The organism is Nitrospirillum pindoramense (assembly GCF_007827955.1).
GTDB lineage: Bacteria > Pseudomonadota > Alphaproteobacteria > Azospirillales > Azospirillaceae > Nitrospirillum > Nitrospirillum amazonense_B.
Genome location: NZ_VITR01000003.1, coordinates 237,012 through 251,318 on the forward strand (window position 1 = coordinate 237,012; position 14,307 = coordinate 251,318).

Annotated in this window: 13 protein-coding genes; 7 read left to right on the forward strand and 6 right to left on the reverse strand. The window is 68.2% G+C overall.

Annotated features, from left to right (window positions below; all coding sequences use genetic code 11):
* The first annotated feature begins 55 nt into the window (after positions 1-55).
* The 5 genes from lpxD to lpxB are packed head-to-tail and all read left to right on the forward strand — an operon-like array spanning position 56 to position 4,398.
* Positions 56-1,099 (forward strand): UDP-3-O-(3-hydroxymyristoyl)glucosamine N-acyltransferase, encoded by a 1,044-nt coding sequence (gene lpxD, locus FBZ90_RS06065; protein ID WP_145730125.1) that lies wholly within the window; start codon positions 56-58, stop codon positions 1,097-1,099.
* Positions 1,083-1,565 (forward strand): 3-hydroxyacyl-ACP dehydratase FabZ, encoded by a 483-nt coding sequence (fabZ, locus tag FBZ90_RS06070; RefSeq protein WP_145730126.1) that lies wholly within the window; start codon positions 1,083-1,085, stop codon positions 1,563-1,565. The genes lpxD and fabZ overlap by 17 nt, the downstream gene beginning before the upstream one ends.
* A gap of 12 nt (positions 1,566-1,577) precedes the next feature.
* Positions 1,578-2,378 carry an acyl-ACP--UDP-N-acetylglucosamine O-acyltransferase gene (gene lpxA, locus FBZ90_RS06075; protein ID WP_145730127.1) on the forward strand — a complete coding sequence of 267 codons (801 nt, stop codon included), beginning with the start codon at positions 1,578-1,580 and terminating at the stop codon, positions 2,376-2,378.
* Positions 2,378-3,208 carry an LpxI family protein gene (locus tag FBZ90_RS06080; protein ID WP_145730128.1) on the forward strand — a complete coding sequence of 277 codons (831 nt, stop codon included), beginning with the start codon at positions 2,378-2,380 and terminating at the stop codon, positions 3,206-3,208. The genes lpxA and FBZ90_RS06080 overlap by 1 nt, the downstream gene beginning before the upstream one ends.
* The gene (gene lpxB, locus FBZ90_RS06085; RefSeq protein ID WP_145730129.1) at positions 3,205-4,398 is read left to right on the forward strand and encodes a lipid-A-disaccharide synthase; all 1,194 of its coding nucleotides are present in this window, start codon (positions 3,205-3,207) and stop codon (positions 4,396-4,398) included. Before FBZ90_RS06080 ends, lpxB begins: the two co-directional genes overlap by 4 nt.
* A gap of 38 nt (positions 4,399-4,436) precedes the next feature.
* Here the strand turns inward: lpxB and FBZ90_RS06090 are convergent, their stop codons facing one another.
* Positions 4,437-5,363, reverse strand: coding sequence for a DMT family transporter (locus tag FBZ90_RS06090; RefSeq protein WP_145730130.1), 927 nt, complete (start codon positions 5,361-5,363; stop codon positions 4,437-4,439).
* A gap of 101 nt (positions 5,364-5,464) precedes the next feature.
* Between FBZ90_RS06090 and FBZ90_RS06095 the strand changes: the two genes are divergently transcribed.
* A complete protein-coding gene (locus tag FBZ90_RS06095; protein WP_145730131.1) occupies positions 5,465-6,895 on the forward strand; it encodes an aminotransferase-like domain-containing protein in 1,431 nt (476 codons plus the stop codon).
* Here FBZ90_RS06095 and FBZ90_RS06100 read toward each other — a convergent pair.
* The 4 genes from FBZ90_RS06100 to gltX all read right to left on the reverse strand — a co-directional run bounded on the left by FBZ90_RS06100 (position 6,883) and on the right by gltX (position 10,895).
* The gene (locus FBZ90_RS06100) at positions 6,883-7,590 is read right to left on the reverse strand and encodes a 2-phosphosulfolactate phosphatase (RefSeq protein ID WP_145730132.1); all 708 of its coding nucleotides are present in this window, start codon (positions 7,588-7,590) and stop codon (positions 6,883-6,885) included. The genes FBZ90_RS06095 and FBZ90_RS06100 overlap by 13 nt on opposite strands.
* Positions 7,591-7,812: 222 nt before the next feature.
* On the reverse strand, positions 7,813-8,037 hold the full coding sequence (locus tag FBZ90_RS06105; RefSeq protein ID WP_145730133.1) for a hypothetical protein: 225 nt from the start codon (positions 8,035-8,037) through the stop codon (positions 7,813-7,815).
* Between the two features lie 19 nt (positions 8,038-8,056).
* The gene (gltA, locus tag FBZ90_RS06110) at positions 8,057-9,376 is read right to left on the reverse strand and encodes a citrate synthase (protein WP_145730134.1); all 1,320 of its coding nucleotides are present in this window, start codon (positions 9,374-9,376) and stop codon (positions 8,057-8,059) included.
* Between the two features lie 112 nt (positions 9,377-9,488).
* On the reverse strand, positions 9,489-10,895 hold the full coding sequence (gene gltX / locus FBZ90_RS06115) for a glutamate--tRNA ligase (protein ID WP_145730135.1): 1,407 nt from the start codon (positions 10,893-10,895) through the stop codon (positions 9,489-9,491).
* 462 nt (positions 10,896-11,357) lie between these two features.
* Here gltX and FBZ90_RS06120 point away from each other — a divergent pair, with 462 nt between their 5' ends.
* Positions 11,358-13,394, forward strand: a complete 2,037-nt coding sequence (locus FBZ90_RS06120) for a ComEC/Rec2 family competence protein (RefSeq protein WP_186455635.1) — start codon at positions 11,358-11,360, stop codon at positions 13,392-13,394.
* Between the two features lie 150 nt (positions 13,395-13,544).
* On the opposite strand, the gene lexA is transcribed toward FBZ90_RS06120, so the two are convergent.
* On the reverse strand, positions 13,545-14,258 hold the full coding sequence (gene lexA, locus FBZ90_RS06125) for a transcriptional repressor LexA (protein ID WP_145730137.1): 714 nt from the start codon (positions 14,256-14,258) through the stop codon (positions 13,545-13,547).
* Positions 14,259-14,307 lie beyond the last annotated feature (49 nt).

The following is a 14,307-nucleotide window of genomic DNA, read 5'->3' on the forward strand; positions in this document are numbered from 1 at the left end:
CGTTTCGCAGGATGGGGCGTGCGGGCCCCGCCACCGTCCTCGAAAGGTCCGCTTCATGGCCGATCCCCGTTTCTTCAACCGGGCCGGGCCCTTCACCCTTGCCGATTTGGCGCAACGGTCCGGCGCAGAGATCGCGCCCGGCTGCGACCCTGGCCTGGTGCTCAGCGACGTCGCCGCCTTGGATGCCGCCGACCAAGGGCAACTGAGCTTCCTGGACAACAAGAAGTACGTGGCCGCCTTCAGCGCCACCAAGGCCGGTGCCGTTGTCGTGCATCCCGCGCTGGCGTCCAAGGCGCCGGCGGGCGTCGCCCTGCTGCTGTCGCGCAACCCCTACAAGGCCTACGCCTTGTGCGCCCAGGCCTTCTACCCCGCGACGGCCCCCACCGGGACGATCAGCGCGGGGGCCCATGTCGACCCCACGGCCGAGGTGGGGCAGGGCACCGACATCGCCGCCGGCGCCGTGGTCGAGGCGGGGGCCGTCATCGGCGCCCGGTGCCGTATCGGCCCCAATGCCACCATCGGGATCAACGTCCGGCTGGGCGACGACACCGTCATCGGAGCCAACGCCTCCCTGACCCACTGCGTCGTTGGATCGCGCGTCACCATCTATCCCGGCGCCCGCATCGGCCAGGACGGTTTCGGTTTCGCCATGGATCTGGCCGGGCATGTGCGCGTGCCGCAGATGGGGCGCGTCCTGATCGAGGATGACGTGGAAATTGGGGCCAATGCCACCGTGGACCGGGGGGCGGGACCCGATACAATCATCGGCCGGGGCTGTATGATTGATAATTTAGTGCAAATCGGGCACAACGTGCACCTCGGTGCCGGCTGCGTCATCGTGGCCCAGGCGGGGATATCGGGCAGCACGCGGCTGGATCACCATGTCGTGCTGGCGGCGCAGGCCGGCGTGACGGGGCATTTGAAGATCGGTGCGGGCGCGCAGATCGCGGCACAAAGCGGTGTCATGCGGGATGTGGAGCCAGGGGAAAAGGTCGGCGGATCGCCGGCCGTGCCCATGCGCCAATGGCTGCGCCAGGTAGCGGCGCTGGGCCGTCTGGTGCGGGGTAGGAATGGACAAGGTGATGGACGTGACGACTGAAGAGCAGAAGGTTCCTGGCAAGGTTCCCGACCTGGACATCCTGCGGATCATGCAGATGATTCCGCACCGTTATCCCATGCTGTTGATCGACAAGGTCGTCGACATCGTGCCGGGTGAAAGCTGCACGGGCATCAAGAACGTCACCATCAACGAGCCGTTCTTCACCGGCCATTTCCCGCAGAAGCCCGTCATGCCGGGCGTCATGATCGTGGAAGCCATGGCGCAGACCTCCGCCGTGCTGGTCATGCACACGCTGGGAGAGTCGGCCGAAGGCAAGCTGGTCTACTTCATGTCCATCGAGGAGGCGAAGTTCCGCCGTCCGGTGGTGCCGGGCGACCGCGTGGAGATCAAGGTCCAGAAGATCCAGAACCGCCGCAACGTGTGGAAGTTCAAGGGCGAGGGCTGGGTCGAAGGCCAACTGTGCGCCGAGGCGACCTACGCCGCCATGATCGTGATGGACAGCTAGGCCCTATCGCAGATGAGCGCTTCCGCAGCCGAGACCGTGATCCATCCGACCGCCGTGGTCGACCCGGCCGCCCAGATTGGCGCCGGTGTCAAGATCGGCCCGTTCTGTGTGGTGGGCCCCCATGTCACGCTGGGCGATGGCGTGGACCTGAAGAGCCACGTGGTGGTCGAGGGGCGCACCCAGGTGGGCTCGGGCACCGTCATCTATCCCTTCGCCTCCATCGGCCATGCGCCGCAGGATCTGAAGTTCAAGGGCGAGCCGGCGGAACTGATCGTCGGGCGCAACAACCGTATCCGTGAGCATGTGACCATGCACATCGGGACGGAAGGCGGCGGCATGGTCACCCGCGTGGGCGACGGCTGCCTGTTCATGGCGTCCTCCCACGTGGCGCATGATTGTATCGTCGGCGACAATGTCATCCTGGCCAACAACGCCACCCTGGGTGGCCATGTCGAGGTGGGCGACAACGCCATCCTGGGCGGGCTGTCGGCGGTGCACCAGTGGGTGCGTATCGGCGCGCACGCCATGATCGGCGGCATGTCCGGCGTGGAGAGCGATGTCATCCCCTATGGCTTGGTGAAAGGGGACCGCGCGTTCCTGGCCGGGCTGAACCTGGTGGGGCTGACCCGCCGCGGCTTCACGCGTGATGATGTGAACGCCTTGCGCGCCGCGTTCGATGGCATCTTCGGACCCGAGGGCACGCTGGCGGACCGCATGGCGGCGGTGGAGACGGCCCACCCAGCCCCGGTGGTGGGGGAGGTCCTGACCTTCATCCGCGGCCGTGGCGGCCGCGCCTTGTGCCAGCCGCGCTGATGCCCGAGGCCCCTGTAAAGCTGGGGATCCTGGCGGGCGGGGGGGACCTGCCCGGCCGGCTGGTCGACACCTGTCGCGCCCTGGGCCGCCCGGTGTTCGTGGTGACGCTGGAGGGGCAGGGCGCCACCCTGCCGGCCGACGTTCCCCAGGCCAGCTTCCGCATTGGCGCCGCCGGCGCCATCCTGGATCGCCTGCGCGCCGAAGGCGTGGGGGAGATCGTGCTGGCCGGTCGCGTGCGCCGGCCCAGCCTCGCGGAGATGCGGCCCGACTGGTTCGCGGCCAAGTTCTTCGCCCGCATCGGTGCCAGGGCCCTGGGCGACGATGGCATCCTGCGCGCCCTGGTGGCGACGCTGGAGGAGGAGGGCTTTGGCGTCGTGGCCGTGCAGGCGCTGGTGCAGGGCTTGCTGAGCCCCGTGGGCCCCATGGGCGCTCTGGCGCCTGATGGGGATGCCGAGGTCGACATCCGCCATGGCGTGACCGTTGCCCGCGCCCTGGGCCTGCTGGATGTCGGGCAGGCCGTGGTGGTGCAGCAGGGCCTGATCCTGGGCGTCGAGGCCATTGAGGGCACCGACGCGCTGATCGAGCGTTGCGGCAGCCTACGCCGGGAGGGGCCCGGCCCCATCCTGGTGAAAATGCGCAAGCCCCAACAGGACATCCGCCTGGATTTGCCCACCATCGGCGTTACAACGGTGCAAAAGGCGGCGGCCCACGGCTTCCGGGGCATCGCGGTGGAAGCGGGCGGTACCCTGACCTTGGGTCGGGACCAAGTGGCCCAGGCGGCGGATGGCGCCGGCCTGTTTGTCACCGGAATTGTTACGGAGGCGGTATGAACGAGGATGTGCCCCTGGTCTTCCTCGTCGCGGGGGAGCCGTCGGGCGACGTGTTGGGCGGCCGGCTCATGCTGGCCCTGAAGCAGGAGACGTTTGGCGCCATCCGCTTCGCCGGTGTGGGCGGTGAACGCATGAAGGCGCAGGGCCTGAAAAGCCTTTTCCCCATGGAGGAATTGGCCCTGTTCGGCCTGGCGGAACTGTTGCCCAAGCTGCCCAGCCTGCTGCGCCGCATGAAGGAAACGGAACAGGCCATCCTGGAGATGAAGCCGGCGGCGGTGGTGACCATCGACGCGCCGGACTTTTGTTTCCGCGTGGCGCGCCGGGTCAAGAAGGCCAACCCGGCCATCCCCCTGATCCATTACGTGGCGCCCACCGTCTGGGCCTGGCGTCCCGGCCGGGCAGCCAAGATCGCCAAGTTCCTGGACCATCTGCTGGCCTTGCTGCCGTTTGAGCCGCCCTACTTCGAGAAGGTCGGCCTGGACGCCAGCTTCGTCGGCCATCCCATTGTGGAAAGCGGCGCCGACGCCGGTGATGCCGACCGTTTTCGCGCCAGGCACGACCTCGGGTCCGACACCCGCATCGTGACCATCCTGCCCGGCAGCCGGCGCAGCGAGGTGACCAAGCTGTTGCCTGATTTCAAGGGGGCGCTGGACATCCTGGCACCCCGCCTGCCGCGTGTGGTGGCCGCTGTTCCGACGGTGCCCGCCACCAAGGCCCTGGTGGAGGAGGCGGTGAAAAGCTGGCCCCTGCCGGCCGTGGTGGTGGAGGGCGACCAGGACAAGTACGACGCCTTCGCCGCCAGCGAGGCCGCCCTGGCGGCATCCGGCACGGTGGCGCTGGAGTTGGCGCTGGCCCGTCTGCCGGCCGTCATCGCCTATCGCATCCACCCGCTGACCTATCGGCTCTATCGTGGGCTGATCAAGGTGCGCTTCGTCAACCTGGTCAACATCATGCTGAACCGCATGCTGGTGCCGGAACTGTTGCAGGAGGAGTGCCGGCCGTCCCGCCTGGCCGAGGCCCTGGGCCGCCTGCTGGACGACCCCGCCGCCCGCCAGGAGCAGATCGAGGGTGTGGCCGAGGTGGCCGCCTGGTTGGGCCAGGGCGACACCCCGCCCAGCCGCCGCGCGGCCGAGGTGGTCATGCGCGTCATCCAGACCCGTCAGCGCGAGGCGGAGCAGGCGGGCCTGTAATACGTCGCGCCATAAGCTTTGCTCCGGCCGGAGGTGTCTTATCCCCGGTGGACGGCCCGCCGGGCGCCCGCGACGCATAGCACCACGACCAGGGCCGTGCCCAGAAGGGCCGGCCCCACCGGCTCGCCCAGCAGCAGCGCCGCCAGGCCGAAACTGCAGAAGGGTTGCAGCAGCTGCAACTGCCCCACCGCCGCGGTGCCGCCCAGGCTCAGGCCGTGGTACCAGAACAAAAACCCGATCAACATGCTGAACAGAGTGACGTAGCCCAGTGCCGCCCAGGCCGACAGGGGAACCGCCTGCCAGTTGACGGGGAAGGTCGCCCAGGCCAGCGACGCCGTCACCGGCAGGGACAGCACCAGCGCCCAGCAGATCACGGGCCACCCGCCCAGATGGCGCGACAGTCGCGTTCCCTCCGCATAGGCCAGGCCGCAGACGGCGACGGCCAGGATCATGAGCCCGTCGCCCGGTGCCAGCCAGACGCCGCCCTGTGATAGGGCCGGCGCCAAGGCGTAGGCGGCGATGGCGCTTGCACCGGCGCAGGAGTACAGGCAGAAGGGCGCCCGGGGCCGGTCGCCGCCCCGTAGCGCGCCGAAGACAGCGGTTGAGATGGGCAGCAGGCCGCTGAAGACGATGGCGTGCGTGCTGGGCATCCAGTGCAGGGCCAGGGCCGACAGCAGGGGGAAGCCCACCACGGCGCCGCCGGCGACGACCGTCAAACCCGGCAGGTCACGCACCCTGGGCCGGCGGGGGCGCAACAGGGCCAGCAGACCCACGGAGATGATCCCCGCCAGGGCCGCCCGTGCCAGGCTGAGGAAATTGGCGTCCAGCCCCGTCAGGCCGATCTTGGTCACCGGCAGGCTGCCGCTGAAGATGATGACGCCGATCAGGCCGTAGATGAGGCCGGCGGCGGGCTGGCGCGCCGGGGCCGTCGTGAGGGCGGTGGGGACGACGGTGGTGTCCGTCATGGCGGGGCATCCTGGGTTCGTGACGCCGCCGATGCTGCCTTCCGCTGGGGAGGGTCACAAGGTATGGTGCAGTACGGTTTGACTAAACTGTACTGGTCCAAATGGCGATACAGTCAACAGAAGCATCCGCTGGCCTGACCCTGGTGGAAACGGTGATGGCCGATATCCAGGCCCGTGTGGACGGCCGGCTGCTGGCGGCCGGCGCCCGAGCGCCGTCCATCCGCGTGCTGGCGGAGCGGCTGGGCGTGTCCAAATCCACGGTGGTGGAGGCCTACGACCGGCTGGTGGCGGAGGGGGTGCTGACCGCTCGTCCCGGCTCCGGGTTCTATGTCGCCAAGCGGGCGCCTCCCCTGGTGCTCATGGGGGCGTCGTTGGCGGGGGCCGAGCCGCCGCCGGACCGGGCGGTGGACCCGCTGTGGCTGATGCGGCAGGCGCTGGAACCGGGCGAGGGCGTGCTGAAGCCCGGTTGCGGCTGGCTGCCCGCCGATTGGATGCCGGAAGCAGCCGTCAGGCGCGCCTTCCGGGCCCTGGCGCGAGCACCATCCAGCGCCCTGTTGGATTATGACAATCCCCTCGGCTATCCGGCCCTGCGCCGTCATCTCTCCGACCGCTTCGCCGGGCGGGGCATCCCGGCGGCTGTCGACCAGATCCTGCTGGCCGACAGCGGCAGCCAGGCCATAGATCTGGTCTGTCGCTACCTTTTGGAGCCGGGCGACGTCGTGCTGCTGGACGACCCCTGCTACTACAACTTCAAGACCGTGGTGGCCGCCCACCGCGCCCGCGCGGTGCCGGTGCCCTATACGCCCTTGGGGCCGGACCTGGCCGCTTTCGCCCAGGCGGCCGCCACCCATCGGCCGCGCCTCTACATCACCAACGCCGCCCTGCACAATCCCACGGGTGCCAGCCTGACGGCGCCGGTGGCGCACAAGCTGCTGACCCTGGCGACCGCCCATGACATCCTGATCGTCGAGGATGACATCTTCAGTGATTTCGAGACGGAGCCGTCACCCCGGCTGGCCGCCTTCGACGGCTTGGACCGGGTGATCCATATCGGCAGCTTTTCCAAGACGCTGTCGGCGGCAGTGCGCTGCGGCTATATCGTGGCCCGCGCGGACTGGGTCCAGGGCATCGCCGACGTGAAGCTGGCCACCGCCTTCGGCAACGCCACCACCAATCCCCGGATTGTCCATCAGTTGCTGACCGATGGCAGCTACCGGCGGCATATGGAGGGTGTACGCGGGCGCTTGGCCGGTGCCATGGGGCGTACGGTGCGGCGGCTCGAGGCCCTGGGGCTCAAGCCCTGGGTGGAGCCACGGGGCGGCATGTTCCTCTGGGTGGCGTTGCCGCGGGGGGCATCGTCCGTGGCTCTCGCCCGGGCCGCGCTGGACCAGGGCGTGGTGCTGGCGCCGGGTGACGTGTTCAGCCTGACCAATAGCGCGGACGGCTTTCTACGCTTCAATGTCGCCCAATGCGACCATCCCCGAACCTTCGAGGTGCTGGCGCAGGCGCTGGAGACGGCTCACAGCGCCTGATAGGCCCCATCCCGAAGGATGGGGGTCGTGGTGCTGGTGTTGACGGCCAGGGCAATCTCCACATCCCCGGCGTAGCCCCATTCTGTCAACTCTCGGCCGGATCGGCTGTCCCGTATGATGTCGACCAAATCGCCGCGTGCGGCCGTGTACGCGTCCCGTGCCACTCGCGCCTCTGCCGACGGGGGCAGGTCCAGCGCTGCGATGATGGCGCCGGCCCCCAGCAGGTCTTCCACCGCCGGGCGCAAACCGCCATCGGGCCAGCGCTCGCCCGCCGGGATGACGGCGATATCCCCGCTGTTGGCCAGCATGCGGGCCTTGCGGGCGACAGCGGCGGCGTTGCGCAGGCAACCGGCCAGCACCGTTGTGGCACCGCCCGCCAGCGACAGGCGGGAGCCATTGGGCGACGGCAGCATCAGGCGCGTCCCCGCCGGAATGGTCATGAGAGACTGGGGGGACAAGCTCAATTGGCCGCCGGCGTTGCGCGGGGCGGCCAACCTCGCGCCCGCGCTCTCCGACGCGGTCCGCGCTATGCCGGGATCGCCGTAGGGAAATGGCAGGATGGCCGCTCCTCTGCTGACGGCGATGTCTACGGCGGTGCAGAAAGACAGCACGTCGACGATCACGACCACCGCCACGGTCTCGCGCAGCGTCTCCAAGCCGGTCAGGCCCCATTCGCACTGTACGATCTGTGTCATGGGCGTACGGACCTCATTGTGCACGTCATCCTGCCGGTACGGCCCGCCTGGGCAGTCGCTTTTCCCGCCGCCGCCGCAATCAGCGCCAGCAATGCCATCACTGATGGCGGCATTAAGCCCATGAGGCCTCATGCTGGAGAGAAGCGGGATGAAAAGGAAAAGGCCGCCCGGTTGCCCGGACGGCCTTTCCAAAACCAGGGGAAGGTTTGCGCCATCCCCCCCTCAGTGCAGCAGGGACACCACGGTCGCCGCGATGCCCAGGACCACGCCCAGGGTGGTGACGATCATCCAGGCCAGCCGCTTCAACCGCCGGCCCGGGGGCACGGGGTTGTCATTGGCCGGCAGGTGGCCTTCCAAGGAACGGGCGGGCAGGATGCGTGCGCGGGGCTGGGAACGGCCGCCGCCGCGCCCATTATCGCCATCACTGGGATGAACCCGCTCGCCCATCGTTTCGCCCGCCTATGCCTCAGCGCTGTTCGACCGGGACATAATCCCGCGTCGTGGCGCCGGTGTACAGCTGGCGCGGACGGCCGATCTTCTGCGACGTGTCCGCGATCATCTCCTGCCACTGGGCGATCCAGCCCACGGTACGGGCCAGGGCGAACAGCACGGTGAACATGCTGGTCGGGAAGCCGATGGCCTTCAGGATGATGCCCGAGTAGAAGTCGACGTTGGGGTACAGCTTCTTCTCGATGAAGTACGGGTCTTCCAGAGCGATGCGCTCCAGCTCCACCGCGATGTCCAGCAACGGGTCGTCCTTGATGCCCAGTTCGGACAGGACTTCCTTACAGGTCTGCTGCATGACCTTGGCGCGTGGGTCGTAGTTCTTGTAGACCCGGTGGCCGAAGCCCATGAGGCGGAAGCTGTCGTTCTTGTCCTTGGCGCGGGCGATGAACTCGGGGATCCGGTCCTTGTGGCCGATCTCCGCCAGCATCTTCAGCACGGCCTCATTGGCGCCGCCGTGGGCGGGACCCCACAGGCAGGCGATGCCGGCGGCGATGCAGGCGAAGGGGTTGGCGCCGGAGGAGCCCGCCAGACGCACTGTGGAGGTGGAGGCGTTCTGCTCGTGATCAGCGTGCAGGATGAAGATCTTGTCCATCGCCTTGGCGATGACCGGGTTGATCTTGTACGGCTCGCACGGGACGCTGAACGTCATGTTGAGGAAGTTCTCAGCATAGCTCAGGTCGTTGCGCGGATACACGAAGGGCTGGCCGATGGAGTACTTGTAGGCCATGGCGGCCAGGGTCGGCATCTTCGCGATCAGGCGGTGGGAGGCCACCATGCGCTGGCGCGGATCCTCGATGTCGGTGCTGTCGTGGTAGAAGGCGGACAGGGCGCCGACCACGCCGCACATGACGGCCATCGGGTGGGCGTCGCGGCGGAAGCCGCGGAAGAACTGCGACAGCTGCTCATGCACCATGGTGTGATAGGTGATGGAGCGCTCGAAATCGCCCTTCTGCTTGGCGTTCGGCAGCTCACCGTGCAGCATCAGGTAGCAGACTTCCATGAAGTCGCTCTTCTCGGCCAGCTGCTCGATGGGGTAGCCGCGGTGCAGCAAAACGCCCTTGTCGCCGTCGATGAAGGTGATCTTGGACTCGCAGCTGCCGGTCGAGGTGAAGCCCGGGTCGTAGGTGAAGTAGCCGGTCTCGCCGTAGAGCTTGCGGATATCGACCACGTCAGGGCCGGTCGTGCCGTGCATGACCGGGAATTCGTAAGACTTACCGGTTTGGTTGTCGGTGAGGGTGACCGTTTTCTTTCCGGCCGCCGGTGTCGTCGTATCGCTCATTTCGGCACGTCCTTGTTTATACGAAGTGGGGCCCTCTGCCCCTTATTGGTCTTTATGACGCGGTGCGGAGTGTAGTGTTCCGCACCGCCGAAGGCAATGACGCCAGGAGGGTTCACGCACCCCCTGCGACATCGCTGATACGGGCCAGGGTTTCAACCCGGCCCAGGACTTCCGCCACCTCGAAAATCGGTGGCGACACGGTGGAACCGGAGAGTGCGGCGCGCAATGGCTGGGCCAATTTGCCCAGCTTCAGGCCCGTCTCCTCGGCGTACGCGCGTACGACCCCCTCAAGGGTGGCCGCGGTCCAGTCGGGGACCTCCGCGAAGCGGGTGGCGATCACCGCCAGTTGGGCGCGCGCGTCTTCCGTCAGCAGTTGGGAAGCCTTGTCATCCAGCGGAAGGGGGCGCGTCGTGACATAAAACTGTGCGCCGGCCGCAAGTTCCACCAGGGTCTTGGCCCGCGCCTTCAGGCCCGGCATGGCGCGGCGCAGCAGATCGCGGTCGGCGTCGGTCAGGTCCCGCCCCAGCGCCGTGGCCAGGCGGGGGGCGATCAGGCCCACCAGCCGGTCATCATCGGCCTGCCGGATGTAATGGCCGTTCAGGTTGTCGAGCTTGGCGTAATCCATGCGCGAGGGGGAACGGCCAATGCCTTCCAGGTTGAACCAGGCGACGGCGTCCTCGGTGCTGATGATCTCATCATCGCCATGGCCCCAGCCCAGGCGCAGCAGGTAGTTGCGCAGCGCTTCCGGCAGGTAGCCCAGGTCGCGGTAGGCCTCGGCCCCCAGGGCGCCATGGCGCTTGCTCAGCTTGGCGCCATCGGGGCCATGGATCAGCGGGATATGGGCGAAGTCCGGCGGCGTCCAGCCCATGGCCTGGTAAATCTGCAGCTGGCGGAAGGTGTTGGTCAGGTGGTCGTCACCGCGGATGACCTGGGTGACGCCCATGTCCTGGTCGTCCACCACCACCGAGAGCATGTACGTGGGCGTACCGTCGGCGCGCAGCAGCACCATATCGTCCAACTGGCTGTTCTGCACCCGCACCTCGCCCTGCACCTTGTCCTGCAGGACCGTCTCGCCCTCACGCGGAGCCTTCAGGCGGATGACCGGGGCGACGCCGGCCGGTGCCTCCGACGGGTCGCGGTCGCGCCAGCGGCCATCGTAGCGAACCGGCAGGCCGGCGGCCTTCTGCTGCTCCCGCATCGCTTCCAGCTCTTCCGGGGAGCAATAGCAGTAATAGGCATGGCCCTGGGCCAGCATGGTGCGCGCCACCTCGGCATGGCGCTCGCGCCGCTCGAACTGGCTGACGGCGTCGCCGTCCCAGGTCAGGCCCAGCCAGCTCAGGCCGTCGATGATGGCGTCAACCGCCGCCTGGGTGGAGCGCGCCCGGTCCGTATCCTCGATGCGCAGCAGGAAGGTGCCGCCGTGATGGCGGGCGTACAGCCAGTTGAACAGGGCGGTACGGGCGCCGCCGATGTGCAGGTAGCCGGTGGGGGATGGGGCGAAGCGGGTGACGACACTCATGGGAAACGCACTCTCCGGCATGCGGGCGGGCGGCGCTTCGCCAGGCGCTTCGGGGACGGTCTCCCTGGGGGACGTCATCCAAAGGTTGACGACGCGACGCGACTATCGAGATAGCTGGTGATAAGGTCCGGCGGCAGGATAGCCGCCAAGGGCGCATCACCAGGATGCGGAAGCCGCTCAGATAGCACACCCGGAACGAAGATGCACCCTGAGGCGGGCCCCGCTGGACAGACTGGCAGTCCTCCGAATCTTGCGCCCGCAGGCCGGTCGCCCGGCAGCGTGGAACAGGATTGGAACGCGGGCGTCCCGTCCTATTTAGCTACTGGGCGGAGCGAATTTGGAACTGAGCCACCCCCTTCAGATGTGATGCACGTCACACATCGTGTGCTCGCCGCGTTAGTCAGCATTGTCGCATCTGCGTATGTCAATTTGGTGGAAGAGCGCGAACGCTGGGTGCTTTGGGTGCCGGTCTTCCTCGGGGCCGGCATCGCCCTCTATTTCGCGCTGCCGGGGGAACCGCCGCCGTGGAGCGGCCTGCTGTTCACCCTGGGCGTCCTGGGCCTGTACCTGCTGGCGGGCAACCGGCTGCCACTCCGCCTGACGTTGGGCGCCTTGCTGGCCCTTGGGGTGGGATTCACGGCGGTGCAGGCGCGCACCACCTGGCTGAAGACCCCCATTCTCCAACGCCCCTTGGGGCCCGTTCCCGTGGAGGGGCGCGTCGCCAATGTCGAGCGCCTGGACAAGGGCGTACGGGTCACCCTGGCCGACCCCCACATTCCCCGCCTGGCGGCGGAAGCGACGCCCCCGGCCGTACGCATCCGCTTGCGGCCGACCGACGTGGCCCCGCCGGCAGGCACGCGCGTCCGTATCCTGGCCGCCCTGCGCCCGCCACCCGACAGCCCCGAGCCCGGCGCCTATGATTTCCGCCGTTCCGCCTTCTACCAGGGCATCGGCGCCGTGGGGTTCGCCTTCAAGACGCCGGAGGTGGTGGCGCCGGCACCGGTGGGCCTGCTCGGCTGGGTGAATGACCGGGTGGTGGCGTTGCGCGAACTGATCGCCGCCCGCGTGGCCGAGCGGCTGACGGGCGCGCCGGCCATGATCGCCATCGCCCTGCTCAATGGTGAGCAGACGGGCATTCCGCCCGATGACCTGCAGGCCATGCGCGTTTCCGGGCTACAGCACATCCTGTCCATCTCCGGCCTGCACATCAGCCTGGTGGCGGCCATCTTCTATTTCGCCGCCCGTGCCGCGCTGGCGCTCTGGGAGGGGGTGGCGCTGCGGTACTCCATCAAGAAATGGGCGGCCGCCTTCGCCATCCTGGCGACCCTGGCTTACATGATGCTGGTGGGCGCGCAGGTGCCGACCTTGCGCTCCGTCCTCATGACGGCGCTGGCCATGGTGGCCATCCTGGCCGACCGCTCGGTATTGAGCCCTCGGGCCATTGCCGTGGCCGGCATCCTGTGCCTGCTGTATCAGCCGGAGCAGTTGCCCGGTCCCAGCTTCCAGATGAGCTTCGGCGCCGTGCTGGCGCTCATCAGCGCCTATGAGGTGCTGCGAGCGCCGCTGAGCCGGTGGCGCAAGGAGGGCGGCTGGCCGCGGCGTGTCCTGCTGTTCGTGGGGGGCCTGTGCCTGACCTCCATCATCTCCACCATCGCCACCATGCCGTTCTGCCTCTACCACTTCCAGCAGGTGGCCAATTACGGCGTGCTGGCCAACCTCATCGGCATCCCCATCACCGAGCTGTGGATCATGCCGCTGTGCCTGGTGGCCTATGTCGCCATGCCGTTCCACCTGGAGGGATGGATCATCGACATGATCGGCTGGGGCTGCCAGGGCATCCTTTGGACGGCCCGTGTCACCGCCGCCTTGCCAGGGGCGGCCCTGCACGGCGCCGCCCTGTCCGACATGGCCTTCGGCCTCATGGTGGTGGGGGGGCTGTGGCTGATGCTGTGGCGCCGCCGCTGGCGCCTGATCGGCCTGGCGCCCGTCGCCCTGGGCTGCGTGTTGGCGCCGCTGACGCCCCGGCCGGACATGGTGGTGTCGGGCGGCGGCACCATGGTGGCGGTGCGCGATGGGGGCGGCAAGCTGTGGCTGTCGTCGTCGCGCGGCGGCGGTTTCGAGGTGGAAACCTGGGGCAAGCGCGATGGTGGGGAGGGGCGGCCGCCCGCCTGGCCCACTGTGGGCACGGATGATGGAAGCCTGCGTTGCGACAGCCTGGGCTGCCTCTACCACCCCGACCTCTATCGACAGGACCGGCGCGCCCCGGCGGCACCGGACGGGCGCCTGGTCGCCATCGCCTGGACGCGCGATGCCTTGGCGGAGGATTGCGACAACGCCGATTTGGTGATCTCCCGCGTGCCGGCCGCCGGCTGTGACGCCCCTCAGGTCATCGGCCCCGACGTGCTGGCCGCGCGCGGCGCCCACGCCCTGTATTTCGAGCGGGGCGGCATCCGCATCGAGACGGTGCATGATCCGCAAAGCAAACGGCCCTGGGACTGATGTCACCAGGGCCGTTCTTCCCTTTGTTTCTTCCCCTCAGGCGCCGGGCGCCGCCATCCGGCGGTTTGGCTATCCTCGCGTTCCAGTCCGCTTACGCTCCCCGAAACGCTCCGGCTGCCGCAAGTCCCGGCCTAGGTTGGCAGGGAATGATCAATACCGGCGGAACAGCCCGACCAGGCGACCCTGCACCCGCACCCGGTCGGCACCGAACACCCGCGTCTCGTAAGATGGGTTGGCCGGTTCCAGGGCGATGGAGTTGTTCTTGCGGCGCAGGCGCTTCAGCGTCACCTCGGCGGCATCCACCAGGGCGACGACGATGGCGCCGTTCTCCGCCGTCTCGCAGCGCTGGATGATGACCGTGTCGCCGTCATGGATGCCGGCCTCGACCATACTGTCGCCGGCCACCTCCAGGGCGTAATGCTCCCCGATGCCCAGCATGGAGACGGGGATGTCGATGCTGCTGCCGCTGTCGCGCAGCGCCTCGATGGGCAGGCCGGCGGCGATGCGGCCATACAGCGGCAGGCTCACGGAGCCGACGGCGTCGCCCGGGTCCTTGCCCGGCAGCCCGGCCTGGAAGTCGGCCTTGATGACATTGGGTTTGAACCGGGGTTCCACCTCGGCAGGAGCGGCCTTCTTGGGCGCCGGCGTCGTCTCCGGCAGGCGCAGCACCTCCAGCGCGCGGGCGCGGTGCGGCAGCCGGCGGATGAAGCCGCGCTCCTCCAGCCCGGTGATCAGGCGGTGGATGCCGGACTTGGACTTGAGGCCCAAGGCGTCCTTCATCTCATCGAATGAGGGGGAGACGCCGCCTTCACCCAGGTGCTGGTGAATGTACAGCAGAAGCTCCTGTTGCTTACGCGTCAGCATATCGCCCCCTTTGCTGTGTCGAACCGCTATATATGGAACAAACCCGAAA